Annotated in this window: 18 protein-coding genes; 8 read left to right on the forward strand and 10 right to left on the reverse strand. The window is 70.4% G+C overall.

Annotated features, from left to right (window positions below):
- Nucleotides 1–56: 56 nt before the first annotated feature.
- The 6 genes from ACTWQO_RS10085 (at nucleotide 57) to ACTWQO_RS10110 (ending at nucleotide 8,043) form a co-directional block, all read left to right on the forward strand.
- Entirely contained in the window at nucleotides 57–1,076 is a 1,020-nt protein-coding gene (locus tag ACTWQO_RS10085; RefSeq protein WP_443236867.1) for a LacI family DNA-binding transcriptional regulator, read from the forward strand.
- Between the two features lie 127 nt (nucleotides 1,077–1,203).
- Complete coding sequence (locus tag ACTWQO_RS10090) at nucleotides 1,204–2,445, forward strand: sugar ABC transporter substrate-binding protein (protein ID WP_443236868.1); 1,242 nt, start codon at nucleotides 1,204–1,206, stop codon at nucleotides 2,443–2,445.
- A gap of 28 nt (nucleotides 2,446–2,473) precedes the next feature.
- Nucleotides 2,474–3,457: a carbohydrate ABC transporter permease gene (locus tag ACTWQO_RS10095; protein WP_443236869.1), complete on the forward strand. Its 984-nt coding sequence runs from the start codon at nucleotides 2,474–2,476 to the stop codon at nucleotides 3,455–3,457.
- Complete coding sequence (locus ACTWQO_RS10100) at nucleotides 3,454–4,278, forward strand: carbohydrate ABC transporter permease (RefSeq protein ID WP_443236870.1); 825 nt, start codon at nucleotides 3,454–3,456, stop codon at nucleotides 4,276–4,278. Before ACTWQO_RS10095 ends, ACTWQO_RS10100 begins: the two co-directional genes overlap by 4 nt.
- Nucleotides 4,279–4,388: 110 nt before the next feature.
- A complete protein-coding gene (locus ACTWQO_RS10105; RefSeq protein ID WP_443236871.1) occupies nucleotides 4,389–6,125 on the forward strand; it encodes an amylo-alpha-1,6-glucosidase in 1,737 nt (578 codons plus the stop codon).
- 70 nt (nucleotides 6,126–6,195) lie between these two features.
- Nucleotides 6,196–8,043: an RICIN domain-containing protein gene (locus ACTWQO_RS10110; protein ID WP_443236872.1), complete on the forward strand. Its 1,848-nt coding sequence runs from the start codon at nucleotides 6,196–6,198 to the stop codon at nucleotides 8,041–8,043.
- Between the two features lie 75 nt (nucleotides 8,044–8,118).
- Here the strand turns inward: ACTWQO_RS10110 and ACTWQO_RS10115 are convergent, their stop codons facing one another.
- Nucleotides 8,119–10,428, reverse strand: a complete 2,310-nt coding sequence (locus tag ACTWQO_RS10115) for a beta-L-arabinofuranosidase domain-containing protein (protein ID WP_443236873.1) — start codon at nucleotides 10,426–10,428, stop codon at nucleotides 8,119–8,121.
- Nucleotides 10,429–10,490: 62 nt separating this feature from the next.
- The gene (locus ACTWQO_RS10120) at nucleotides 10,491–12,470 is read right to left on the reverse strand and encodes a glycoside hydrolase family 31 protein (protein ID WP_443236874.1); all 1,980 of its coding nucleotides are present in this window, start codon (nucleotides 12,468–12,470) and stop codon (nucleotides 10,491–10,493) included.
- Nucleotides 12,471–12,688: 218 nt separating this feature from the next.
- Between ACTWQO_RS10120 and ACTWQO_RS10125 the strand changes: the two genes are divergently transcribed.
- On the forward strand, nucleotides 12,689–14,056 hold the full coding sequence (locus ACTWQO_RS10125; RefSeq protein ID WP_443236875.1) for a ferredoxin reductase family protein: 1,368 nt from the start codon (nucleotides 12,689–12,691) through the stop codon (nucleotides 14,054–14,056).
- A gap of 50 nt (nucleotides 14,057–14,106) precedes the next feature.
- Here ACTWQO_RS10125 and ACTWQO_RS10130 read toward each other — a convergent pair whose 3' ends face one another.
- The 8 genes from ACTWQO_RS10130 to ACTWQO_RS10165 all read right to left on the reverse strand — a co-directional run bounded on the left by ACTWQO_RS10130 (nucleotide 14,107) and on the right by ACTWQO_RS10165 (nucleotide 22,924).
- Entirely contained in the window at nucleotides 14,107–15,813 is a 1,707-nt protein-coding gene (locus ACTWQO_RS10130; RefSeq protein ID WP_443236876.1) for a bifunctional 3-(3-hydroxy-phenyl)propionate/3-hydroxycinnamic acid hydroxylase, read from the reverse strand.
- Entirely contained in the window at nucleotides 15,810–16,682 is an 873-nt protein-coding gene (locus tag ACTWQO_RS10135) for an alpha/beta fold hydrolase (protein WP_443236877.1), read from the reverse strand. The genes ACTWQO_RS10130 and ACTWQO_RS10135 overlap by 4 nt, the downstream gene beginning before the upstream one ends.
- A gap of 1 nt (nucleotide 16,683) precedes the next feature.
- On the reverse strand, nucleotides 16,684–17,286 hold the full coding sequence (locus tag ACTWQO_RS10140; RefSeq protein ID WP_443236878.1) for an amino acid synthesis family protein: 603 nt from the start codon (nucleotides 17,284–17,286) through the stop codon (nucleotides 16,684–16,686).
- Between the two features lie 74 nt (nucleotides 17,287–17,360).
- Entirely contained in the window at nucleotides 17,361–17,888 is a 528-nt protein-coding gene (locus tag ACTWQO_RS10145; protein ID WP_443236879.1) for a VOC family protein, read from the reverse strand.
- 2 nt (nucleotides 17,889–17,890) lie between these two features.
- Nucleotides 17,891–18,913 (reverse strand): WD40/YVTN/BNR-like repeat-containing protein, encoded by a 1,023-nt coding sequence (locus ACTWQO_RS10150; protein WP_443236880.1) that lies wholly within the window; start codon nucleotides 18,911–18,913, stop codon nucleotides 17,891–17,893.
- Nucleotides 18,914–18,964: 51 nt separating this feature from the next.
- Complete coding sequence (locus tag ACTWQO_RS10155; protein ID WP_443236881.1) at nucleotides 18,965–19,759, reverse strand: SDR family NAD(P)-dependent oxidoreductase; 795 nt, start codon at nucleotides 19,757–19,759, stop codon at nucleotides 18,965–18,967.
- 40 nt (nucleotides 19,760–19,799) lie between these two features.
- Nucleotides 19,800–21,320 (reverse strand): aldehyde dehydrogenase family protein, encoded by a 1,521-nt coding sequence (locus ACTWQO_RS10160; protein WP_443236882.1) that lies wholly within the window; start codon nucleotides 21,318–21,320, stop codon nucleotides 19,800–19,802.
- Between the two features lie 11 nt (nucleotides 21,321–21,331).
- A complete protein-coding gene (locus tag ACTWQO_RS10165) occupies nucleotides 21,332–22,924 on the reverse strand; it encodes an acetolactate synthase large subunit (RefSeq protein ID WP_443236883.1) in 1,593 nt (530 codons plus the stop codon).
- Nucleotides 22,925–23,039: 115 nt separating this feature from the next.
- On the opposite strand from ACTWQO_RS10165, the gene ACTWQO_RS10170 reads away from it, so the two are divergent.
- Nucleotides 23,040–23,819 (forward strand): IclR family transcriptional regulator, encoded by a 780-nt coding sequence (locus ACTWQO_RS10170; RefSeq protein WP_443236884.1) that lies wholly within the window; start codon nucleotides 23,040–23,042, stop codon nucleotides 23,817–23,819.
- Nucleotides 23,820–23,825 lie beyond the last annotated feature (6 nt).

Raw genomic sequence — 23,825 nt, forward strand, 5'->3', positions numbered from 1 at the left:
GACCGGCCCTCGCCTCCTCCTCCGAGAGGTCGAACCGGTTCGAGCAAGGAGTCGCCGTGAACATCGGTGAGATCGCCCGGCGGGCCGGTGTCTCGCGAAGCACCGTCTCCTACGCGCTGAGCGGCAAGCGCCCCGTGTCGGACCAGACCCGGCGGAAGATCCAGGAGGTCATCGACGAGCTGGGCTACCGGCCCAACGCGAGCGCACGCGCCCTCGCCAACGGCCGGACCAGCACGATCGGACTGGTCTTCCCGCCGGCCGGGAACCACTACACCGGCATGCAACTGGACTTCATCGGCAGCGTGGTGGAGGCCGCGGCGGCCTACGACTACGACGTGCTGCTCTCTCCGAGCGGTGCGGACAGCGACCGCTCGTTCCAGCGGCTGCTCGGTGAGCGGCGCGTCGACGGCGCCATCCTGATGGAGATCCGGCTGGCGGACGACCGGGTCGACCACTTGGCCGAACTGGACTTCCCCTTCGTCGCCATCGGCCGCACCGCACACCCTGGCGGCAGTTGGTGGGTCGGCCTGGACCACACCGCACTGGCGGCGGCGTGCGTCCACCACCTCGCGGACCTCGGCCACCGCAGGGTCGCCTTCGTCAACCGACCCGAGCAACTCCTGCGGGCCGGATACGAGTCCGCGCACCGAGGACTGGACGGCTTCACCAAGGCCGCCGCCGAGCGCGGGCTGACCGTGCGCACGTACTGCTGCGGCGACGATGTCGCGTCCGGCCAGGCATGCCTGGAGCAGATCCTGCACGACGACCCGGCCACCACGGCTGTGGTCACGCTGAACGAGGCCGCCCTCGGGGGCCTGTACGGAGGGCTCGCCAAGGCGGGCCGTCATGTCCCGCGCGACTTCTCCGTCACCGGGGTCGTGGCCAGCCGGTGGGCGGAGACGGTGACCCCGCAGCTCACCGCGGCGGACGTACCGGCGGAGGAGATGGGCCGCCGCGCCGTGGACCTGCTCATCGAGCGGATCGACCATCCCGACGCGCCACCGCGCCACCACCTTCTCGCCCCGCCGATCTCGCTGCGGGCCAGCACCGGCCCTGCGGGAGGCATGTCCGCCTGACCGCCCTCGTACTCCTCAGGCCTCCTCACTTCACCGGACACCCGTTCACCGTCTCCGTCCGGCGTGCCCGCTTCCCCCCTCGTCACCCCTCCCACGGCACCCGTGTGCCAAAAACGAAGGATCCACCATGCACAGCTCCTCGAGGCGGCTCCTCGCCACCGTGGCCCTGTCGACCGTCGTAGCCGTCACCGGCACCGCCTGTTCCTCCGGCTCGGGCGGCACCGCGGACAAGGACGCGGACAGCGGCACGTACACCATCTGGGACCCGTATCCGCAGTTCGCCAAGGGCTCGGCCTGGACGAAGCTGCTGGACAAGTGCGGCACCGAGGCCGGAGTGACGGTCAAGCGGACCGGCTTCGACACCAGCGACCTGGCCAACAAGACGCTGCTGGCGGCTCAGCAGGGCAACTCCCCGGACGTCCTCATTGTCGACAACCCGGTTGTCTCGACCCTGGCCGAGGCGGGCGTGCTCACCACGACCGACGAGAACAAGCTGGACACCTCGAAGGCCGACCCCAACCTGCTGGGGGCCGGCCAGTCGGGCGGGAAGACGTACGGCACGCCGATCGGCGCCAACACCCTCGCCCTCTACTACAACAAGAAGGTGCTGAAGGAGGCCGGGGTGGACATCGCCTCGGTCAAGGACTGGACGTCGCTGACGGCGGCTCTGGCCAAGGTCGAGAAGGCGGGCAAGAAGGGCATCACGTTCTCCGCGATCGGCACGGAGGAGGGCAGCTTCCAGTTCCTGCCGTGGTTCTGGGGCTCGGGGGCGAAGCTGACCGAACTCGACTCCGCCCAGGCCGTGTCCGCGCTGTCGCTGTGGAAGGACTGGCTGGAGCAGGGCTATGCCCCCAACTCGGTGATCAACAACACCCAGACGACCAGCTGGCAGGAGTTCGCGAGCGGTGACTACGCCTTCGCGGAGAACGGCACCTGGCAGCTCGCGAATGCCGAGAAGGCAGGCTTCGACTACGGCGTCCTGCCCATCCCCGCCTCTGCGGGAGGCAACGCCGCCGCCCCGACCGGCGGCGAGTTCGTCACCATCCCGGTCCAGGACGACACCGCCCGCTACGCCACCGCTCAGAAGCTGACGACCTGCCTGACCAGCACCCAGAACCTGTACGACACCGACACCACGCTGTCCTACGTGGCCCCCACCGCCGCGGTCCAGGACAAGCAGGTGGCTGCGAACGCCGAACTGAAGCCCTGGGTCGACGCGGTCAAGTCGGCCAAGGGACGCACCAGCGACGATCTCGGCACCAAGTACCCGAAGATCTCCGAGCAGATGTGGAAGGCGGTCCAGTCGGCCCTCAGCGGTGCCGAGTCCCCCGAGGACGCGCTGGCCAAGGCGCAGTCCTCCGTCAAGTAGCCGCCGGCCGACGATCCCTGGTCCGCAGATGAAGCACACGACGCAGTTGTCGGACCGCCGGTCCGCACGCGACGGGAACGGGGCGGCCACCGCCGCCCCGCCCCCGGCCGCCGTGCGAGCACGGCGCCGCCCGACCTCCCAGCAGTGGGCCGCCTGGGCCTTCCTCGCCCCGGTCACCCTCTACCTCGTCCTCTTCTACGCCTATCCGCTCTACCGCAACCTCGATCTGAGCCTGCGCAACTACACCGTCCGCTCCTTCGTCCAGGGCGACGCGCCGTTCACGGGTCTGGCGAACTACCGGACCGTCTTCGACGATCCGACCTTCGCTCCCGCGCTCATCCACACTGTGGTGTTCACCGCCGTGTGCCTGGTCTTCCAGTACGCCATCGGGCTGGCCCTGGCGGTCTTCTTCCATCAGCACTTCCGGCTTTCAGCGACCCTGCGGGCCCTGTTCCTGGTGCCCTGGCTGCTGCCGCTGATCGTGTCGGCCTCCACCTGGTCGTGGATGCTCAACAGTGAATCGGGCGTCGTCAACGCCTTGTTGAGTGCTGTCGGCATCGGCCCGGTGAACTGGCTGACCTCGCCGTCCTGGTCACTGGCCTCGGTGATCATCGCGAACATCTGGATCGGCGTCCCGTTCAACCTGGTCGTGCTCTACAGCGGCCTGCAGTCGATCCCCGGTTCGCTGTACGAGGCGGCCGCCCTCGACGGCGCCGGCGCCTGGCAGCGGTTCTGGCGCATCACGTTCCCGCTGCTGCGCCCGGTGTCCGCGATCACGCTGCTGCTGGGTCTGGTCTACACGCTCAAGGTCTTCGACATCATCTGGATCATGACCAGGGGCGGCCCCGCGGACTCCTCCACCACCTTCGCCACCTGGTCCTACCAGCTCGGCTTCGGCAACCTGCTGCCCGCCTTCGGCCCCGGCGCGGCCGTCGGCAACCTGCTCGTCGTCGCCGCCCTGGTCTTCGGCCTCGTCTACGTCCGGGTCCAGCGAAAGCAGGCGGTGTCATGAACCGAAGCACCAGCCGTACATGGTGGAAGACGGCCGTCGGCCTGCTCCTGACCGCGCTCATGCTCTTCCCGGTCTACTGGATGCTCAACGTGTCCTTCACCCGCGACCAGGACATGCGCAAGAGCCCACCCGGCCTGTTCCCCGTCAACGGCACCCTGGCCGGCTACCGGTCCGTCCTGGACGACCAGTTGCCCTACCTCGCCACCAGCCTCGTCATCGGCCTGGGCACCGTCGTGCTGACCGTCGCCCTCGCCGCTCCCGCCGGCTACGCGCTGGCCAAACTCCGCCCACGCGGCGGCGGCATGCTCGGTTTCCTCTTCCTGGTCGCCCAGATGATCCCCGGCATCATCATGGCGATGGGCTTCTACGCCATCTACCTCCAGCTCGGCCTGCTCCAGTCCGTCCCCGGCCTGATCGTCGCCGACTCCACCCTGGCCGTCCCCTTCGCCGTCCTCATCTTCACCGCGTTCATGTCCGGCATCCCCGGCGAACTGCTCCAGGCGGCGACGGTGGACGGCGCCGGGCCGCTGACCACCTTCCGGTCGATCGTGCTGCCGATGAGCCGCAACGCCGTCGTCACGGTGTCCCTGTTCGCGTTCCTGTGGTCCTGGTCCGACTTCGTCTTCGCCAGCGCCCTCGCGAGCGGCGGCACCCACCAGCCGATCACCCTCGGCATCTACCAGTACATCGGCAACAACAACCAGGAGTGGAACGCCATCATGGCCACCGCCGTCGTGGCCTCCCTGCCCGCCACGGTGATCCTCGTCCTCGCCCAGCGCTACATCGCCGCCGGCGTGACCGCCGGAGCCGTCAAGGACTGAGTGCCGCGAGGGACCGAGTGCCTCAAGGCTGAGCCCCTCCACCCCGTCACCACTGCCCCGGCCGCTCCCGGCCGGCCGGTGCCCCCTGCTCGAGAAACGAGTGCCGCTGCATGACCGCCGACCGATCCGGCCCGCCCTTCTCCGTCCACGATGTCCCGTTCAGCACGTACGGCTCCTGGTTCGACATCTCGCCCGTGGTGGCGGAGAAGACGTATGCCGAGGACCTCCACCTCGTCTCGCACCAGAACGGCATGCACGCCGTCCTGCGCCTGGTCCCCCTGGACGTGGCGGCGGGTGACCGCGCCGAGACCCGCGTCGAGGCGACACCGGGCCTGCTCAGCTGGGTCGGCCGGAACGGGCGGGTCGACCTCGCCTACGAGTCGCCGGACACCGTACGCCTGCGGGGGAGCGGCCTGGGCATCGGCGTCTTCGCGGCCGCGCGGACGCTGACCCCGTTCAGTGGCACGTACTTCTTCCACGACCCGGCCGCGCGGGGGCATGTGTTCTCGTCGTATGAGACCGGACGCCGCTACCGCGTCACCGTGCTGTCCGGCACCGTCACCGACACGGCGGGGGCCCAGGCGCTGAGCAGCGCCGACCGTGGTGTCGCCGTGACCGCGGAGGCGGACGGCGTGTGGGAGATCGCGATCGACGAACTCGACACCTCACGCCCGCCCTACGCGTCCTCGGCGGCGTTCGACGAGGTTGTCGAGGCCGCGCGGAGATCCTTCGTGGACTTCGTCGACGCGGTGGCTCCCTGGCGCTCGGCCGCCACACCGGCCGCCGAACTCGCCGTGTATGTGGTCTGGTCGGCGACGGTACGCCCGACCGGCCTCATCTCCCGGCCCGCCGTGCTGATGTCCAAGCACTGGATGGACAAGGTCTGGAGCTGGGACCACTGCTTCAACGCCCTGGCTCTGGCGCCCGGTCGCCCCGAACTGGCCCTGGACCAGTTCGCCCTGCCCTTCGACCACCAGGACGCGAGCGGTGCCCTGCCCGATTCCGTCACCCACTCCGAGGTCCTCTACAACTTCGTCAAACCGCCCATCCACGGCTGGGCGTTCGGCCACCTGCGTCGTCGGCTGTCCACCCCGCCCGGCACGGCGGAACTGGCCGAGACATACGACCGGCTGGAACGCTGGACACGCTTTTGGCTCACGGCACGACGCGCACCCCACGACGCCCTGCCCTACTACCAGCATGGCAACGACAGCGGCTGGGACAACGCCACCACCTTCGACCCCGAACGGGTCGTCGTCACCGCTGACCTGTCCGCCTTCCTCGTCCTTCAGTTGCGCGAACTCGCTGATATCGCAGCCGAGTTGGGCAAGGACGACGAGGCGCTGCGATGGAGCCGCATGGCCGGGGAGATCCAGACGGCGCTGCTGGAACAGCTCTGGACCGGCGAGCGGTTCGTCGCCCGGTCAGCCACGACCGGGGACACCTGGAGCAGCGCCAGCCTCCTGGACCTGATGCCCATCGCCCTGGGTGAGCACCTGCCCCCCGATGTCAGCAGCGCGCTGGCCGACCACATAAAGGCCCACCTGACCCCTTACGGCCTCGCCACCGAACTGACCACCTCACCGCACTACCTCGCCGACGGCTACTGGCGCGGCCCCATCTGGGCGCCCGCCACCGTCCTCGTCGAGGACGGCCTGCGCCGCGCCGGCCACCACCGCCTGGCCGACGACATCAGTGCCCGCTTCCGAGCCCTGTGCGAGACCCACGGCTTCGCCGAGAACTTCGACGCCCTCACCGGGACCGGGCTGCGCGACCGCGCCTACACCTGGACCGCCAGCAGCTATCTCCTCCTCGCCGAAGCACACGCACACCGAGACAGCCACTGACCGGGCTGCCTCCCACTCGGCCCCGGGGCCCACGACGGTCCCCGGTCCCTCCCCCCTTCAGGAGCCGCACATGCACCCGCCCCGGATACACCCCAGATCCAGAACCACCCGCCGAGCGGTCCCCTCCACCGGCGTCCTCCTGGCCGTTCTGGCCACGACCCTGATGCCCGCCACCGGCGCGCACGCCGCCGACACCACCGTGGTCGTCGACTTCTCCACCGCCGGGGGCGCCCCCACCTACCGTGCCTCGGGCACCATCTACGGGATGACCGAGAACGGCTCGCTTCCCCAGGAGCACTTCTACAAGGACATCAAGTGGCAGTTCATGCGGGCCGGCGGCGCCCAACTGGACAACCCCGGTGGCTGGGTCGCCGGCAAGTACGACCGCCGGTGGAACTCCACCCACGCCCAGTACGAGCGCACCAAGGCCCTCGGCGGGACCTTCGTCATCCTGCCGCACGACCTGTGGGGCGCCGACGGGACCACCTCGCCCACCTTCCCTGGTGACAACGGCGACTGGTCCCGCTTCGACGCCTTCTACGACCGCCTCATCGCCGACGTGCAGGCCGCCGGCATGACCGACGTCCAGTGGGACATCTGGAACGAACCCGACTGGACGCCCTTCTGGGGGCGGTCGCAGGCCCAGTACCTGGAGATGTGGAAGCGCGCCTACCAGCGGATCCGGTCCGCCATCCCGGGCGCGGTCGTCGTCGGCCCCAGCAGTGCCTCCAAGCCCGCCTCGAACGGCTCCACCTGGTGGAACACGTACCTGGACTACGTGAAGGCGAACAACGTCGAGCCGGACATCTACAGCTGGCACGACCTGCCGGGTGACCCGGTCGCCGATGCCAACGCCGTGAGGTCGAAGCTGTCGGCCCGGTCGATGACGACGAGCCGCCCGTTCCAGGTCAACGAGTACGCCGGCACCAGCGAGCAGAACCCCGGTCGTGGCGGCTGGTACATCTCGCGTCTGGAGCGGGCGGGGGCGGACGGCCTGCGCGCGAACTGGGCCTCGACCGACAACCTGCACGACTTCCAGGCGAATCTGCTGACCAAGACCGGCAGTCAGTACCTGCCGCTGGGGGAGTGGTTCCTCTACCGCTACTACGGTTCGCAGACGGGCAACATCGTCAAGGTCACCCCGGGCACCGGCACCGATGCCCTGGCCACCAAGGACAACGCCGCCAAGAACGCGAAGATCCTGCTCGGCAGCAACGGCAACACCGGCAACATCACCGTCGGCCTCGACCGCCTGGACACCACCGGCGTCGTCGAGAACGGCCGCGTCCGTGCGGTCGTGCAGCGCGTACCGAACAACGGCGGCGCCGCCGTGACCGGACCGGTCACCGTCTCCGACCAGACCCTGACCGTCAGCGGCAACTCCGCTTCCGTCAGCGTGCCGTGGACCAACGCGGCGGACGGCTACACCGTCACCCTGCTCCCGCCGTCCGACACCGCGATCTCCACGGTCGCGGTCGCCCAGCACAGCAACCAGTGCCTGGACGACACCAACCGGTCCACGGCCAACGGCACGCAGTACCAGCAGTACGACTGCGAGGGCGGCTACCAGCAGATGTTCGACTTCAAGCCCGTCGCCGGCCGGGCGAACACCTACACGGTGGTCAACCAGCACAGTGGCAAGTGCCTGGACGTCTCGGGACGCTCCATGGCCGACGGTGCCGCCGTCATCCAGTACACCTGCAACGGCGCCACCAACCAGATGTTCACCCTCAACCCCGTCACCGCGCTCGGCAACAGCAAGGACTACCAACTGGCCGCAGTCCACAGCGGCAAGTGCGTCGACGTCAGCGAGATCTCGACGGCACCCGGCGCGAAGATCCACCAGTGGGCCTGCGACCCGGCGAGCGCGCTGAACAACAAGAAGAACCAGATCTGGCGCCTGCTCGGCAAGGCCTGACAGCCCTCAGCCCCGGCATGCCCAGACGCGCGGCCGTCCGCAGCACAGCGGACGGCCGCGCGATCGGCGGTCGGGTCAGCGCACCAGGCGCACTTCGCGCAGCCGGATGGTCGGTGCGGCGCCAACCGCTTCGAACCGGATCTCGACGGTCCCGGCACGACGGTCTGCGTCCAGCGGGAGTACCTGGGAGATCTCCTCGCCCTCGGGATGCGACGAGGGCGCCAGCGTGGCCAGCACATGGCCGTCGACCAGCACACGGGTCGATCCGGCACGTGGGTCCGAGAGGTGGGTCACCTGCAGGCCGGTGGCGGCGCCGTCCGGGTCTGTCAGGCGGTAGGACCACCATCCGGTGGCGGCCCGCCACGTCAGCCCGTCGGTGAGGCCCGACCAGGTGTCCTGCCCCTTGAACCGGTGGTCGTTCTCGGGCTGTTGCTGGCCGGCGGCAACGGCGTCAACGGTCCGGTCGTGCAGCGCGAGTGCCGCCTCGTCGGCCGCGCGCAGCTCCGCCCGCCGCTCGTGGAGCCGCTCCGGTTCCGCCAGGGGGAAGTAGAGGTCGTAGCGGGAGTCGTGGATGCCGGCGAACGGGACGAGGGTGACGGAGTCGCCCGCTCGCGTGTCGACGTGATCCAGGGCGAACGACAGTCGGCCCGGGGTGAGTTGGCGTACGCCGGCCGCCGGATCGGAGCCGACCGGGGCGAGCACGACCGGCAGGTCCTCCAAGGGGCGCAACGGGCCGCCGGCGACGTGACCCATCCTGGAGTCGTCGGCGAAGAGCCCGACCAGGTCGCCCCGGTCGCCCTCGGCCGCCAGCACGCTGGGCCCGTAGCGGAACGACACCCACGGCGAGCCGTCGGGAAGCAACTCGGCGCTGATGCGCGGGCGAAGGCACATGGTGACCGTGTCCCCTTCGCGCCACTGCCGCTCCAGACGCACGTAGGTGAGAGGCTGCCCGCCTGCCCCGCGGCGCGTCGTGAGCGGGGCTGGATCTCCCTCGGGACGTGCACCGTTGATACGGACGTCTGGCGTCCCTTCATGCCAACCGGGGACGCGTATGTGGACCGCCACAGGGGTGGCGGGAGCCCCACGCACCACGAGTTCGACCTCGTCGTCGTAGGGGGCCGTCCCGGTCTGCTCCAGCACCAGGTTCTGTTCGGGCAGGCTGAGCCGGGAGGCGATGAAGAGGTTGACGAACAGGTCGCCGCCCTCGGCTGTGTACACCAACTCGCCGTACTTCGCGTGGTTTTCCAGCCCGGTGCCGACGCAGCACCAGAAGCAGTTCTGAGGTGTCGACACCACGCGGTAGTGGCCCGGCCGCACGGGCGTGAAATACACCAGCCCGCCCTTGGGATGCAGGGACGACAGGATGTGGTTGACCGTCGCACGCTCGTAGTGGTCCAGCACCTCGGCGTCCGGCCGTTCGAGGAACAGCGCGCGGCTCAGCTTGAGCATGTTGTAGGTGTTGCAGGTCTCGGGGCCCTCCGGCGACTCCAGCGCGGAGCTGAAGTCGTCGCGGGGGTGAAGGTGTTCGCGTACGGAGTTGCCGCCGAAGGAGAACGTGCGGTGCCGGGTCAGGGTCTGCCAGAAGAACCGGGCGGCGTCCCGCAGGCCGGGGTCGCCGCCGACCTCGCCGAGCCGCTGGTACCCGACGACCTTGGCGATCTGGGTGTTGGCGTGCATCCCGTCGAGGACGTCGCGGTGCTCGCGCAACGGGCCGAGCAGTGACTGGTCGAGGAACCGCCGGGCCAGGGCGGCGTAGCGGTCCGTGCCGGTGACGTCGGCGAGGTCCGCCAACGCCTCGCACATCCCGCCGAACTCCGTGCGGAGCATGGCTTCGTGGGTGTCGTCGTCCATCCCCGCCGCCACCTGGTCCCACCAGTCGGCCAGCCGTCGGACGGCGGTCAGCGCCGGCTCTGAACCGGCGTGCCGGTGGGCGTCCAGCAGTCCGGCGAAGAGCTTGTGCAGGTTGTACCAGGGGACCCAGGCACCACCGAGCTCGAACGAGTCCCGCTCCACCTGCCCCGCGGCGACCCGCTGCCACAGCCGCACGCCGTCGGGGATGCCGCCGACGTATCCGGTTCCCAGGGCGTCCTGACACTCGACGACGCCCTGAACCAGACGCTCGACCATGGCGCTTGGCCGGGGATCGTCCGTCACCGCGCTCATGAGAGCGGCGCCCGACAGCGCGTGTCCGAGGGTGTGGCCGTCGAGACCGGAGTTCTCCCAGTTGCCGTAGGACTCGGCGACCGGCGGCAGGCCGGCCTCGCGCCGCAAGGGCGCGAGGAGCCGGTCGGTGTCGAGGGACAGCAGGTAGTCGAGGGCGGTGACCTGTGCGTCCAGGAACGGGCCGGGCAGAAGGCGTACCGCGCGGCGGGGGAATGACTGCATGGTGCTCGTCTCCTCGTCAGCAATCGCTCGCTCGACCGCCGTAAGCAGTCACCGGGGTCCGGTCAGCTCAATTGCGCTGCGACCGCTGCCCCTTCGCGTACGAAGACGGGGATGCGCTCCAGCGGGGCGTCCGCGTCCAGCGTCGTACCGCCCTCCACCACGCTTCCGGTGACCGGGTCGAGCCAGCGCGCTCCGGACGGCAGGTACACCCGGCGGGTCCGCGCGCCCGCCTTGTACACGGGTGCCACCAGCACATCGGGACCGAGCAGGAACTGGTCGTCCACGTCCCAGGCTTGCTCGTCGTCGGGGAAGCCGAAGAACAGCGGGCGCATCGGCGGGGCGCCGGTGCGGTGGGCCTCCTCGGACAGCTCCCTCAGGTACGGGCGCAGGCGCTCGCGCAGTTGCAGGTGCTCCTGGAGGATGCCGTACGCCTCATCGCCGTAGGACCAGACCTCGTTCGGTCCGCCGGTCATGTCCGCGGAGAACGTGGGGTGGTTGGGCTCACGGTCGCCGTGCAGGCGCATGACGGGGCTGAAGGTGCCGTACTGGAACCACCGGATCAGCACCTCGCGGTAGGCGGGGTCGTCCGGGTTGCCGCCGCCGAAGCCGCCGATGTCGGTGTTCCACCAGGGGATGCCGCTCATCGCGACGTTCAGCCCCGCCCTGATCTGGCGCGACAGTGAGTCGAAGGTGGTGGGGATGTCGCCGGACCACAGCGCCGCCCCGTACTTCTGGCTGCCGGCCCACGCGGACCGGACCAGGGACAGCGGCCGGTCGTCACCCTCCGCCGCCAGGCCCTCGGCCACCGCGCGGGTGTGCAGCACGGGGTAGAGGTGCGCGGCCTCGGCGGCCGGACCGGCCGCGTAGACGGCGCGCTCGGCGGCCTCCCGGCTCAGGTCGGGCTCGCAGGCGTCCAGCCAGAAGCAACTCACGCCCGCCGAACGGTAGTTGTCGTTCAGCCGCTGCCACAGCGCGGCGCGTGCTCCGGGGTGGGTGGCGTCGTAGTACGCCATCGGGCGCATCGGCTCCTCGGCGCTGCGCGACGGCCACGGGAAGGTGAGGAGGCCGCCGTCCGCGTCCTGTACGAGGTGCCCGGACGCGCGCAGTTCGTCGAACGTCTCGCTGCCGGGCTCGACGGTCGGCCACACCGAGACCGCGAGCCGCACCCCGAGTCCGGTCAGCTCCTTGACCATGGCGGAGGGGTCGGGCCACTCGCTCTCCTCGAAGCGCCAGTCGCCCATCCTCGGCCAGTGGAAGAAGTCGCAGACGATGACGGACAGCGGCAGCCCGCGCTCCTTGTACTGCCGTGCCACCGCGAGGAGTTCGTCCTGGGTGCGGTAGCGCAGCTTCGACTGCCAGAAGCCGGACGCCCACTCCGGGAGGAGGGGCGGGCGTCCGGTGACCAGGGTGTACGCGTCGATGATCTGGGCCGGGGTGTCGCCCGCGGTGACCCAGTAGTCGACGCGCCCGCCCCCGTCGGCGGTCCACCGGGTCGTGTCGGTGCCCAGTTCGACACGGCCGGTGGCGGGGTTGTTCCACAGCAGGCCGTAGCCGCGCGAGGAGTGCAGGAAGGGGATGGCGGCCACGGTGTTGCCCTGGACGAGGTCGATCACACAGCCCTTCTGGTCCAGGAGCCCGTGCAGATGCTGCCCGAGACCGTGCAGCCGCTCACCGTCGTACGCCTCGAAGTGCTGCTCCGTCCGGCCGCCCCCGGCATGGACGCGGGGGCCTTGGTAGTGGGTGTACGGGCGCTTTTCGGCGAGCAGTTCACGGCCCGAGCCGGAGTGCTGGAACCTCAGCCGGCCGTCCGCCGCGGCCTCGACGGCGAGGCGGCCGTTGACCAGGCGGGCGGAGCCGTCGTCCGCCACCGACAGCTCGGCCTGCGGGGACGACGGGGGGTACTCCAGCGCTCCGGGGGCGGCGGGATCGATGGCTCCGGCCGAGGCCCGGACCCGGACGCCGTGTGGCCCCCAGGGCTCGATGCGGAGGATCTCTTCGGGAGCGTGCCGCTCCAGGCCGCCCAGGCGAATGATGTACGGCAAGGCATGTCCTCTGTTCTTCTCAAGGGGCCGAAGCCGCGCTGCAAGATCAGGCATCCGCCCGGTGTGGGCGATGCTCCCCCACCACTACAACCGGATCAAGGGCCGTAGCCGTCCTGTGTAGTGAGCGCTTTCTCAGTAGTCTCGGTTCGTTTGCGCTCAGCCCGTCCGTAAGGGAGATGCCCAGACGGGTGCCTGACGGGTTCACGAGGGTGATACTCATGGCCACCACTGGACAAGAGGGGGAAGCGGTGGAGGCGACGATTTCTCGGGTGGGGCAGGGCTCCATACCTCCGGTCGTTGCAGCGCGATGGGCGCTGTGGACGTTTGTCATCACCAACCTGGTGATCGTCGAGGCCTTGTTCCTCACCGACGGGACCGGCAAGAACGGGGTGCTCACGGTCGCCAAGTTCTTCGGCCTGCACGCCGCTGTGCTGATGCTGTTCCAGCTGCTGCTGGTGGCCCGGCTGCCGTGGCTCGACCGCCGTATCGGCATGGACCGGTTGACGGTCTGGCACCGGTGGGTCGGCTTCACCCTGCTGTGGACCCTGCTCACCCACGCCGTGCTGGTGGTGCTGGGCTACGCGCGGCTCGACGACGCGTCGATGACGAAGACGTTCTTCGCGCTGGCCGGCGTGCCGGCCTCCCTGCTCGGGATGGGGGCCGCGGCGATCGTCGTCGTGGTCGCCGCGGCCTCCGCCCGGCAGGTGCGGCGGCGGCTGCGGTACGAGACCTGGCACGGCGTGCATCTGCTGCTGTACCTGGCGTTGGGGCTGGCGTTCGTCCACCAGTTGCAGGAGACCACGACCTTCAGCTCCTCCACGCTCGCGATGACCTACTGGTGGGCCCTGTGGCTGTTCGCGTTCGGCGCCCTGGTCACGGGCCGGATCGTCATGCCTGTGTGGCGCAACGCCTATCACCGGTTCGAGGTCTCGGCGGTGGTGCCGGAGTCGGACGACGTGGTGTCGGTGCATGTGACCGGCCGCCACCTCGACAAGCTGCCGATCAGGGCAGGCCAGTTCTGCATCTGGCGGTTCCCCGGGCACAACCACTGGTGGCTGGCCAACCCGTTCTCGCTGTCGGCGGCACCCGACGGCCGCTCACTGCGCCTGACCGCCAAGGCGGTCGGCAGCACCAGCGCCGGCCTGCGGAACGTCCCGGTCGGGAGCCGCGCCTTCGTCGAGGGGCCGTACGGGGCGTTCACCTCGTTGCACCGGACGCGGCCCGGCGCACTGCTGATCGCCGGAGGAGTGGGGATCACGCCGGTCCGAGCCCTGCTGGAGGAGGAACCGGCCGGCGACGTCGTCGTGCTCTACCGGGTGCGCAGCGAGAACGACGCCGTGCTGGTCGACGAGGTACGGGGCCTGGTCGAGGCCCGCGGCGGGCGGCTGCACCTGCTCACCGGCCGCACGGGGGAGGGGAAACCGCCGTTCGAGCCGGACAGTCTCCGTGCCATGGTTCCCGACATCACCGAACGCGACGTGTACGTCTGCGGCCCGCCCGCGATGACCTCGGCCGTGCTAAGCGCCCTGCGCGGTCTGAAGGTTCCCCAGCGGCAAGTGCACGCCGAGCGGTTCGGCCTGGCCTGAGCCCGGCGCAGGTGCCGACAGTTCGACATGGAGAGGGCGTTCGTCCGCCGTCATCCTCGGTCTCCCTCGTGCGGGGCGGTACGCATCGGGTGCGTGACGGGAACCGAGTGCCAGGCGTCCTTGAACTCCGTGGAGCGCGACGGCGCGAGAAGTCGTTCGAAGGCGTCGGTCACCGTCGCCAGGTCCCGGGGCTCGGTCAGGGCCGCGAGATACCGGTCGGGGCGGACGACGGCGACGCTGCCCTGGTGCAGGGCGAACCAGTCCCGCAGGGCGCCGTCGACGTCCTCCACCGCCACCGAGTCCGTCGTCGACGTGCGCCGTTCGGTACGGGACCGGCCGGAGCGGGACTCCACGACGGTGAGGTAGCGCGCGCCGACGCGGTCCCAGAAGGCACGGCTGTCGGGATCCAGATGGACGAGCGGATCGGTGCCGTAACCGATGAGGGCGAACCACTCGCCGAGTGTCTCGTCGAGCGGCAGCACCCTCCCGTCGGCGGTCTCCACCCTCGGCTGGATGAACATCCTGCCCACCGGTGAGCGCTTCCGCGTCGGCCGCCCGCTGTGCAGCATGATGCCCTCGGTGTACCGGGGGACAGGCTTGAACCTCATGTGCACCAGCCAGTCGCGGACCGGCGGTGCCACGGTGAGTCCGCGCACCAGGGTGTCGCGCGCGCGGGCCACCCTGAGGCTCGTCGGCGAGAGGAACCGGCCGATGGCATCCGACAGCTTCACCATCGCCTGGGCGTGTTCGCGCCGCTCGGTGTCGTAGCTGGCGAGGATCCTCGGATGGGCGCGCCCGGTGACGACGGCCGCCAGCTTCCAGGCGACATTGGTCGCGTCCCGTATGCCGGTGTTCATGCCCTGCCCCGCCCACGGTGGCATGAGGTGGGCGGCGTCGCCCACGAGGCAGACCCGGCCGTCCACGAAACGGTCGGCCACACGCGAGTGATGCGTGTAGACGCGGGCCCGGATGATGTTGAGCGCCGTGGGATCGGGCACATGCCGGGCGAGGAGTTCGTGCACTTTCTCGGGCCGGAGCATGGCCTCGGCGTCCTCGCCGGGGAAGAGCATGAACTCCCAGCGGCGGTAGTTGTAGGGCAGGTCCAGGCAGACGTACGGGCGCTTCGGGTCGCCGTGCAGCCCTGTGTACGGGGCGTCGAGCGGATCGTTGTCGCACTCGATGACCACCCACTTGCGCGGGTGGGTGTCTCCGCTCAAGGGGATGCCGAGTTGCTCGCGCACGGTGCTGCGGCCACCGTCGGCGGCGACCACATAATCGGCGTGTACCAGGACGCGTTGGCCCTGGGGGTCGACGACGTGCAGCTGTGCCTCGGTTCCGTCCTGCTCCAGACGTACCAGTTCGTGTCCCAGCAGGGGCTGCACGTGGGGATAGCGTGCGAGGCCGGCGCGCAGGGTGTGCTCGGCGAGCTGCTGCATGAAGATGTTGCGCCGGGGCCAGCCGAACTCCTTCGTGTCCGGCCGGATGTCGGCGAGGCAGTGGCCGTTCGCGGCGAACATCTTCAGCGGGACGTTCTGGATCATGTCGGCCAGCATCTCCTCGGCGAGGCCGATGCCCTGGAAGCTGCGCAGGCACTCGTCGTCCATGCCGACCGCGCGCGGGTAGTCGACGATCTCGTCGCTGCGGTCGATCAGCAGCGTGCGCACTCCGTAGAGACCGAGGTAGTTGGCGACCGTCACGCCGACGGGTCCGGCGCCGACGACGGCCACCTGGGCGCGGTGTTCGACGGGTTCGGTCATCGGCCGGCCTCCGCGCTCCTGAGGAATCTGGTGAGGTGGTGATGGAAGAGTTCCGGGGCGTCGTCGTGCACGTAGTGGCCTGCCCCCGGGATCTCCACCGCGTGGATGCGCGGGTTGCGCGTCGTCATCGCGGCCGCGGTGCCGGCGGGCAGGAAGTCCGACTCCCCGCCCCGGACGACCAGGGCCGGGCACAGGAGGGCCTCGACGTAGGGCCAGAGATCCACCTGGCGGGCCGGATCCGGGTCCAGGCGGGCTGCCGCGATGCCGGCGAGGTCGAGCTTCCAGCGCCAGCGTCCCTCTCCGTCCGGGACGAGGGTGTGCCGCAGCCTGGAGTCGAGGGCGTCTTCGGAGATGTTCGGCCGGATGCCGCGCCAGTACGCGCGGGCCGCCTCCCGGCTGGGGAAGTCGCGGGGCGTGTTCGCCACTTCCCGTTTGATGCGCTCGGCGCCCTCGCCGGACAGCGACGAGCCGGGCCCGATGTCCTCGACGACCGCCGCGCCCACCTGTTCGGGGTGCCGCGCGGCGTAGACGTACGTCGTGGTGCCGCCCATGGAATGGCCCAGCAGCACGAACCGGTCCAGGCTGAGGCGGTCGGCGAACTGCTCCAGATCGGCGACGTAGGAGTCCGTGTAGTACTCGCCCTTCGGATCCCAGTCGCTGTCACCCCGCCCTCGCGCGTCCGGAGCCAGGACGCGGTAGCGGTCCGCGAGCCGCGCGGCCAGCGGCTCGAACGTCCGGGCGTAGCTGCGCAGGCCGTGCAGCATGACGATCGCGGGCCGGTCCTCGTCGCCCCACTCGACATAGTGCGTGCGCAGGCCGTTGAGTGTGATGAAGCGGTCCTGCCCCACCGCGGTGGTGTCGGCAGCCATCTCAGTGCAGCCCGTCCTGGCCCTGGACCTCGTCGGCGCGGATACCGCCCAACCGGGCGTGCAGCCGGCCACGCGTGGCGAACGCGAACACGACGACGACCTCGTCCGGGTTCGGGGCGTCGGAGAAGTTCACCGTGACGGTGTCGTAGTGCGAACGGACGTAGAGCGCGTCCTTGTGGGCCAGCGGAACGTCGAGTTCGGTACCGGGCCCGCCCCGCTTGCCGGTCGAGGGCACCCATGACTTCCCGCCGCCGACCGCCGCGCGCACCGGGTCCGCGAAGACCGCGGTGAGGAAGGCGTTGCCGTGCTCGTACTCACCGGCCGTGCCCACGAGGCACGCCTTGCCGTAGCTCTGGATCGCGAGGCCGCCGGCCGCCTCCTGGATCCGACGGCCGAACTCCTCACCCAGCTTCGGCGAATCGGCGACGATGTCGTCGAGGTCCTGGCTGAACCGTCCGGCGTAGGGGTTGCGGACCGCCGCCGCGATGACGATCTTGCGTACGGGCTCGCCGTCCGCGAGGACACCGGTCTCGTTGGCGAGGGTGTCCTCGGTCTGGGTGAACCACTTGCGGATGTGGTAACCGGCGAAGTTGGGCTGGGGCATGGGTGATTCCTCATGGAGTGGAAGGGGACGCGATACGGGCAAGGTGGCCGCCCGGAAGAGGCGGGGAGGCAGTGCTAACCGCGGAGCGGTTCGATCTCCACCGGGTCGCTCGGGGCGCCGTAAAGACCGAGGACGCGCTTGCCCTCCTCGTCGTCGGTGACCGTCTCGTGGAAGAACTCGAAGCGGTTGCCGTCCGGATCGGTGAAATAGAGGCCGAAGCCGATCTTGTGATCCGTGGTCGTCACCACGGGTACGTCCTTGGCCAGGAGCATTCCGTACAGCCGCCGCCACTCGTCGAGGTCGCCCTCCACCTCAAGGCCGTAGTGCTGCAGGCCGACACCTCCGGTGGCGGCTCCCTCCTCGGCGCGGATGAGGGCGATGTCGTGGTGCTTCTTGCCGAAGGACAGGAACACCCACTGCGGGCCGCGTGCGGTGACCTCCATGCCGAGGACGTCCTCGTACCACTTGGCCGAGGCCTCCGGGTCACGGACGAACAGCGAGATATGGGTGCGGCGTACCCGCGGCTTCGGAGCGTCCCGCGGGTCGGCGGGGATCGGCGTGGGCTCCTCGTTCGGGCCGAGTACGCGCTCGTCGGGGTCCAATGTCAGTGTCCTTCCGTGGCGGGTGCTACTGCCGGCGTCCAGGTCACGTCGGTGATCTCGCTGAACTCGCGCCACTCCTTGCGCCAGGTGCGACCGGCGTCGGCGGAGCGGAAGAGATGGCCGTACTTCGTTCCCGCGAAGACCAGTTGTGGGTCGGCGGCGTGGGTGCCGAAGGCCCAGACGGTCGAGTTGGCGGGCGTGTCCAAGGCGGTGTCCTGCCAGGTGCGCCCCAGGTCCTCGGAGCGCAGGATCTTGGTGGTGGTGCCGGGGGTGCCGTCGCCGATGCCGAGCAGCAGGTCGTCGGTGCCGGGGAGCTGCTTGACCAGCCGGGTGTAGTAGATGCCGAACGTCTTGCGGGAGTCGGTACGGGTCCAGGTGGCGCCGTCGTCCTGGCTGACGAAGAGCGCGTTGACGACGGCGACGACGATCGTCTTCGGCGGGCCCTGGAGGACGAGCACACAGTGGATGTCGGAGTTGGTGACGCCGTGGGGCAGGGTGGCGGGTGTGCCGTCGATCCGCTCCCAGGTGTCGCCCCGGTCGCCGCTGCGCCACAGGCCGCCCTCCTCGATGCCGAACCACATGTTCTTGGGTTCGTAGCGGTCGACGACGCAGGTCAGGATCCTGGGGCGGTTGACGCCCGCGCAGAACTCCGGGATTTCCGGGGGCAGTTGGTCCCAGGTCGCCCCGCCGTCCGTGGTGCGGAACATGGCGGCCCGGGAGGGGGCGCCGGTTCCGACGAGCATCGTGTCCGGATGTGTGGGGTCGATCGCCAGCGACCAGATGGTCCGGTCGTTCATGGGCGAGTCGACGCGCTGCCAGGTGACGCCGGCGTCGGTGCTGCGCACGAGTCCCGCGTCGGCGCCGGCGAAGACGACGTCGGGCTGTTCGGGGTGTACGGCCAGACAGCGGACGACAGCGTCGAACTCCAGGGCCTGCCCGAGTCCGAGACGGGACCAGGTGGCGCCGTCGTCGGAGGAGCGCAGGACGCCCTGGCCCGCGGTGGCGACCAGGATGGTGCCTTCCATGTCGTGGGTTTCCTTTCGGAACTGCGGAACGAAAGAGGGGGCGGCCGAGAGCTAGAGGAAGATGCCGCGCGTGAGACCGCCGTCGATGCCCAGGGACTCACCGGTGATCGCGGCGGCCCTGGTGGAGGCGAGGAAGCACACGGCCTGGGCGATCTCGTCCGCCTCCAGAACCCGGCGGATCGGTGTGCGGGCGACGAAGTCCGCCTCGACCTCGGCCGCGGTGATGCCGCGCTTGGCGGCCTCCTTCTCGTAGAGCTCGTGGATGTGCTCGGTCTCCACCACACCGGGATGCAGGGTGTTGACGGTGATGCCGGACGGGCCGAGCTGGTCGGAGAGGGCCTTCGTCAGATGGACGATCGCGAGGTTGCGCATGCCGGAGAGCGCGTGGCTGGAACGGCCGGTCAGTCCGCCGATGTTGACGATGCGGCCGTAGCCGCCCGCCTTCATGTGCGGGGTGACGGCCTGCGCGCAGCGGAAGTAGCCGACGACCTTGGTGTTGATGTCGGCCAGCAGCAGTTCGGGGTCGGCTTCCTCGACCGAGTTGCGCACCAGCCCGGAAGGGGCGGCCGCGCCGTTGACGAGGATGTCGATCCGACCGAGGTCGTCGGCCGCACGCCGGACCATGGCTCGTACGGACTCGGTGTCGTTGGTGTCCGAGACGTAGGGAACGACCCGGCCGCCGGTCTCGGCCTCGAGTTCCTTGGCGGTGCTCTCCAGCAGAGGCAGCCGACGGGCGGTGATGACGACGGTCGCGCCCTCGGCGGCGAGTGCGCGGGCGGTTGCTTTGCCGATGCCCAGGCTGCCGCCGGTGACGATGGCGGTCCTGCCGCCCAGTCCCAGGTCCATGCGTGTCTCCAGGGTGTGTGGTCGGGAAGGCGCCCGTATGTCAGCTGAGGTTGACCCAGACGCTCTTGACCTCGGTGTAGTGGTCGAGCACGGTCCGCCCCATCTCCCGGCCCCAGCCGGACTGCTTGAACCCGCCGAAGGGCGACGCGGGATCCGTGAGGTTGTAGCAGTTGATCCACACCGTGCCCGCCTGCAGTTCGTCCGCGATGCGGTGGGCGTGGCCCAGGTCGGAGGTCCAGATGCCCGCCGAGAGTCCGAAGGGGGAGTCATTGGCCCGCTCGACCAGATCGTCCACGTCGTCCCAGCTCATCGCCGCCAGGACGGGACCGAAGATCTCTTCCTGCACGATGCGCAGGCTGTCGTCGGGCGCCACGAACACCGTCGGCTGGACGAAGTAGCCGCCGTCGTACGGCGCGTCGAGGTCGGGCCGCCCGCCGCCCGCGGCCAGCCGGGCCCCCTGCTCCCGGCCTGCGGCGATGAACCCGGCGACTCTCTCGTGGTGTCTCGCCGAGACCAGCGGCCCCATCTCGGTGGCCGGGTCGCTGCCGGGCCCGACGACGATGCTCCTGGCGCGTTCCGCCACCGCGTCCAGCACCTCGTCGAAGATCTTGCGGTGCACGTACAGCCGGGAACCGGCCGTGCAGACCTGGCCCTGGTTGAAGAAGACGGCCTGGGCGGCGGCTTCGGCGACGGCCTGCGGATCGGCGTCGGGAAGCACGATGTTCGGGGATTTGCCGCCGAGTTCGAGGGAGACCTTCTTCAGGTTCCCGGCGGCGGCGCGGACGATGGAGCGGCCCGTCTCCGTGGACCCGGTGAAAGCGATCTTGTCGACTCCGTCGTGCGCGGCGAGGGCGGCGCCCGCCGTGGCACCGCGCCCGGTGACGACGTTGACGACACCGTCCGGCACCCCCGCCTCCTGGAGCAGCTCGGCGAGCCGCAACGTGGACAGCGGGGTCTCCTCGGCCGGCTTGAGGACGACCGTGCAGCCGGTGGCCAGTGCGGGCGCGAGCTTCCAGCACGCCATCGACACGGGGAAGTTCCACGGCACGATCAGACCGGCCACGCCGACCGGTTGCCGCGTGGTGTAGTTCAGCACGCGCAGCCCGCCGCGCGGCGAGACGGGGATCGTGCTGCCTTCCAGCTTGCTCGGCCAGCCCGCGAAGTAGCGGAACAGCTTCACACTGGTGCCCACGTCCACGGCCCGCGCCACCGAGACCGGTTTGCCGTTGTCGTGTGACTCCAGCAGGGCCAGTTCCTCGGCGTGCGCCTCGATGACGTCGGCGACACGGTTCAGCAGCGCGCCCCGGTCCAGCGGGCTCATCCGCCGCCAGTCGGGGTCGTCGAAGGCGCGGCGCGCCGCCGCCACGGCCAGGTCGATGTCGGCGGCGTCGCCGTCGGGAACGGTGGTGAGCACGGTGGCGGTGGCGGGGTCGACGCTCTCGAACGAGCGGCCGGAGTGCGCCCCGACCCAGTGGCCGCCGATGAACATGGTCCGCGGCTCGGCCAGGAAACGACTGACCGCCTCTGCCGCGCCGGTGACCGGGGCTGCTGCGCTGTGCATGGTGGCTCCTCTCACAGGGCCATCTCGATGAGCTGAGGACCGTCGGCGGCGAGGGCGCGGCCGAGTTCGCGCCGAAGCGCCTCGCTCGACTCCACCCGGGTGCCGGGCACGCCGTAGCCACGGGCCAGCGCCGGCCAGTCGAAGGCCGGTTCGTCGAGGCTGGTGAGCGCCATCGCGCCCGGCCCCGGCTGGCTCTGTCCGTGCCGGCCCAGCTCGGTGCGCAGCACGTTGTAGGCGCGGTTGGAGGCGATGAGGGTGACGACGGGCAGCTGCTCGCGGGTCATCGTCCACAGCGACTGGATGGTGTACTGCGCGCTTCCGTCGGACTGCAGGGCGACGACCTTGCGGCCGGGTGCGGCGATCGCGGCGCCGACGGCGGCGGGCAGGCCCTGGCCGATGGCTCCGCCGGTGTTGGTCAGTGCGGTGTGGCGGGCGGCGCGCGACGACGCGGTGAAGAAGGGGTAGCCGCAGGTGCCGCCCTCGACCGAGACGATGGCGTGTTCGGGCAGCATCGCCGAGACGATCCGGCCGACCGACTGCGGCGTGAGCGCTCCGTCCGGGAGCCCTTCGTCGTACGGTCGGGGCGGCTGTGGGGCCGGTTCGGGAGCACCGAGCGCGGCCGCGAGGACTTCGAGCGCGCGGGCGGCGTCCTCCTCCGGGGTGCCCAGTACCTCCACGGTGCCGTGGGGAGCCAGCAGGCTGGGAACCCCTTCGTAGCCGAAGTACGACACCGGCTCCAACGCACCGGCCAGCACGACCAGTTGAGCCTCGGCGAGGGCCTCGATCGCCTTCTCCGGGAAATACGGGAGCCGGTCCAGGTCGGGAAGGCCGCCGCCGCGCTCGGCGGCGGCCGGGAAGGTCTCGCTGTACAGGACGGCCCCGGTGGCGGCGGCGATCCGGGCGGCCGCCCGTTGACCGCGCTCGTCGAGTGCCGCACCGCCCAGCAGGAGGACAGCCCGCTCGCCGGCACGCAGCCGCTTGGCGATCGCGTCGATGACGTCCGCCGCCACTTCCGGCCTGCTCCGGGAGTGGGACAACTCGACGTCCACGGGGGCTGTGAGCACTTCCTGCTGGAAGTCGGCCGGGGCGATGAGCGTGGCCCCGCAGCCGGGTGCGGTGGTGGCGGCCGCGACGGCGCGGGCGGTGAGCTGGGCGAGGCCCGCGCCGGAGGCGGCGGCGGCGACCCAGCCGGAGACGGGGGTCGCGAGGGAGACGATGTCCGAGGTCAGGGGAGCGTCGAAGGGGAGATGCCAACTGGCGTGATCCCCGACGACGTTGAAGACGGGGGAGTGGGCCCGCCGCGCGTTGTGCAGGTTCGCGATGCCGTTGGCGAAACCGGGGCCCAGGTGCAGCAGCGTCATCGCCGGCCGGCCCGCGATCCGGGCGTAGCCGTCGGCCGCTCCGGTGCAGACACCCTCGAAGAGACCGAGCACCGCGCGGGTGCCGGGAACCGAGTCCAACGCGGCAACGAGGGGCATCTCCGTGGTCCCCGGATTGGCGAAACAGACGTCGACTCCGGCGGCGAGCGAGGTCTCGATCAGGGCCTCGGCCCCGGTCAGGCCGCCGGACCGGTTCGCCTGCCAGACGGTGGTGGCGTGGGTCATGGACATTCCTCCGTGCACTATGCGCACCGTCCGTGCGTATAGTGCACAGCATCAGCATGGGGCGGCTCCGGCGTCAACCCCTGGGTCCAAGAGACCCGTGCCATACGCTGAACGCGTGAGCGGAACCGGGAAGGTGGTAGGCGGCGTGCGGGCAGAGGCCGCGAACGACACGGAGAACGGAGCAGGTGGCGAGCGCGCGGAGAAGGCGAAGCGTCCCAGCCAGCCACCGTCGCAGACCCTCGTCCGAGGCCTCTCCGTCCTGCGGGCCGTCGCTCACCAGCCCCGTGGCCTGACGGTCGCCGAGATCGCCGCCCGGACGGGCCTGCACCGGACCGTCGTGCACCGCCTCGCGGGCACGCTGGCCGCGGAGGGATTCCTGGCGAAGAACGCGGACGGCGCGTACGTACCCGGAGGAGAACTGCACACGCTCGCGGGCACCTCGCGGCCCACCCTCGCGGAGTTCATCCAGCCGCTGCTGCAGCAACTCGCGGACCGGTACGGCGGTACGGCGATCCTGTTCTTCCCGGAACCGGACTGTGTCGTCGCCGTTGCAACGGCCGTTCCCCAGGACGCCGACTACCACCTCGCCTACCGCAAGGGCTCCCGCCAGCCGCTGGACCGGGGGGCCGCCCCGTGCGCGATCCGGGCCGGACGAGCGCCTGCTGACGACGACTCGGACGCCGTCCGTGAGGCGCGCCGCAGGGGCTGGGTCACCAGTCATGGCGCGGTGGAGCCCGGAGCCCACGCGGTCGCTGCTCCGCTGGCCCGCGACGGAGACGTACTCGACGCCTGCGTCATGTTCGTCTCGCACCGGCAGGACCGCGTCGACGAGGCCACGCCGGAAGTGGTCTCCGCCGCGCGAGCGGCCCGGGCGTTCCTGCTGGGTCCGCGGTAGAACCGC

It is taken from the genome of Streptomyces sp. 4N124 (genome assembly GCF_052245395.1).
GTDB lineage: Bacteria > Actinomycetota > Actinomycetes > Streptomycetales > Streptomycetaceae > Streptomyces.

Bases quoted from the DNA above. Each gene is read 5' to 3' on its own strand.
- ACTWQO_RS10090 (WP_443236868.1), top strand. From the start codon at position 1,204: ATGCACAGCTCCTCGAGGCGGCTCCTCGCCACCGTGGCCCTGTCGACC.
- ACTWQO_RS10095 (WP_443236869.1), top strand. From the start codon at position 2,474: ATGAAGCACACGACGCAGTTGTCGGACCGCCGGTCCGCACGCGACGGG.
- ACTWQO_RS10100 (WP_443236870.1), top strand. From the start codon at position 3,454: ATGAACCGAAGCACCAGCCGTACATGGTGGAAGACGGCCGTCGGCCTG.
- ACTWQO_RS10105 (WP_443236871.1), top strand. From the start codon at position 4,389: ATGACCGCCGACCGATCCGGCCCGCCCTTCTCCGTCCACGATGTCCCG.
- ACTWQO_RS10110 (WP_443236872.1), top strand. From the start codon at position 6,196: ATGCACCCGCCCCGGATACACCCCAGATCCAGAACCACCCGCCGAGCG.
- ACTWQO_RS10115 (WP_443236873.1), bottom strand. From the start codon at position 10,428: ATGCAGTCATTCCCCCGCCGCGCGGTACGCCTTCTGCCCGGCCCGTTC.
- ACTWQO_RS10125 (WP_443236875.1), top strand. From the start codon at position 12,689: ATGGCCACCACTGGACAAGAGGGGGAAGCGGTGGAGGCGACGATTTCT.
- ACTWQO_RS10130 (WP_443236876.1), bottom strand. From the start codon at position 15,813: ATGACCGAACCCGTCGAACACCGCGCCCAGGTGGCCGTCGTCGGCGCC.
- ACTWQO_RS10135 (WP_443236877.1), bottom strand. From the start codon at position 16,682: ATGGCTGCCGACACCACCGCGGTGGGGCAGGACCGCTTCATCACACTC.
- ACTWQO_RS10140 (WP_443236878.1), bottom strand. From the start codon at position 17,286: ATGCCCCAGCCCAACTTCGCCGGTTACCACATCCGCAAGTGGTTCACC.
- ACTWQO_RS10150 (WP_443236880.1), bottom strand. From the start codon at position 18,913: ATGGAAGGCACCATCCTGGTCGCCACCGCGGGCCAGGGCGTCCTGCGC.
- ACTWQO_RS10155 (WP_443236881.1), bottom strand. From the start codon at position 19,759: ATGGACCTGGGACTGGGCGGCAGGACCGCCATCGTCACCGGCGGCAGC.
- ACTWQO_RS10160 (WP_443236882.1), bottom strand. From the start codon at position 21,320: ATGCACAGCGCAGCAGCCCCGGTCACCGGCGCGGCAGAGGCGGTCAGT.
- ACTWQO_RS10165 (WP_443236883.1), bottom strand. From the start codon at position 22,924: ATGACCCACGCCACCACCGTCTGGCAGGCGAACCGGTCCGGCGGCCTG.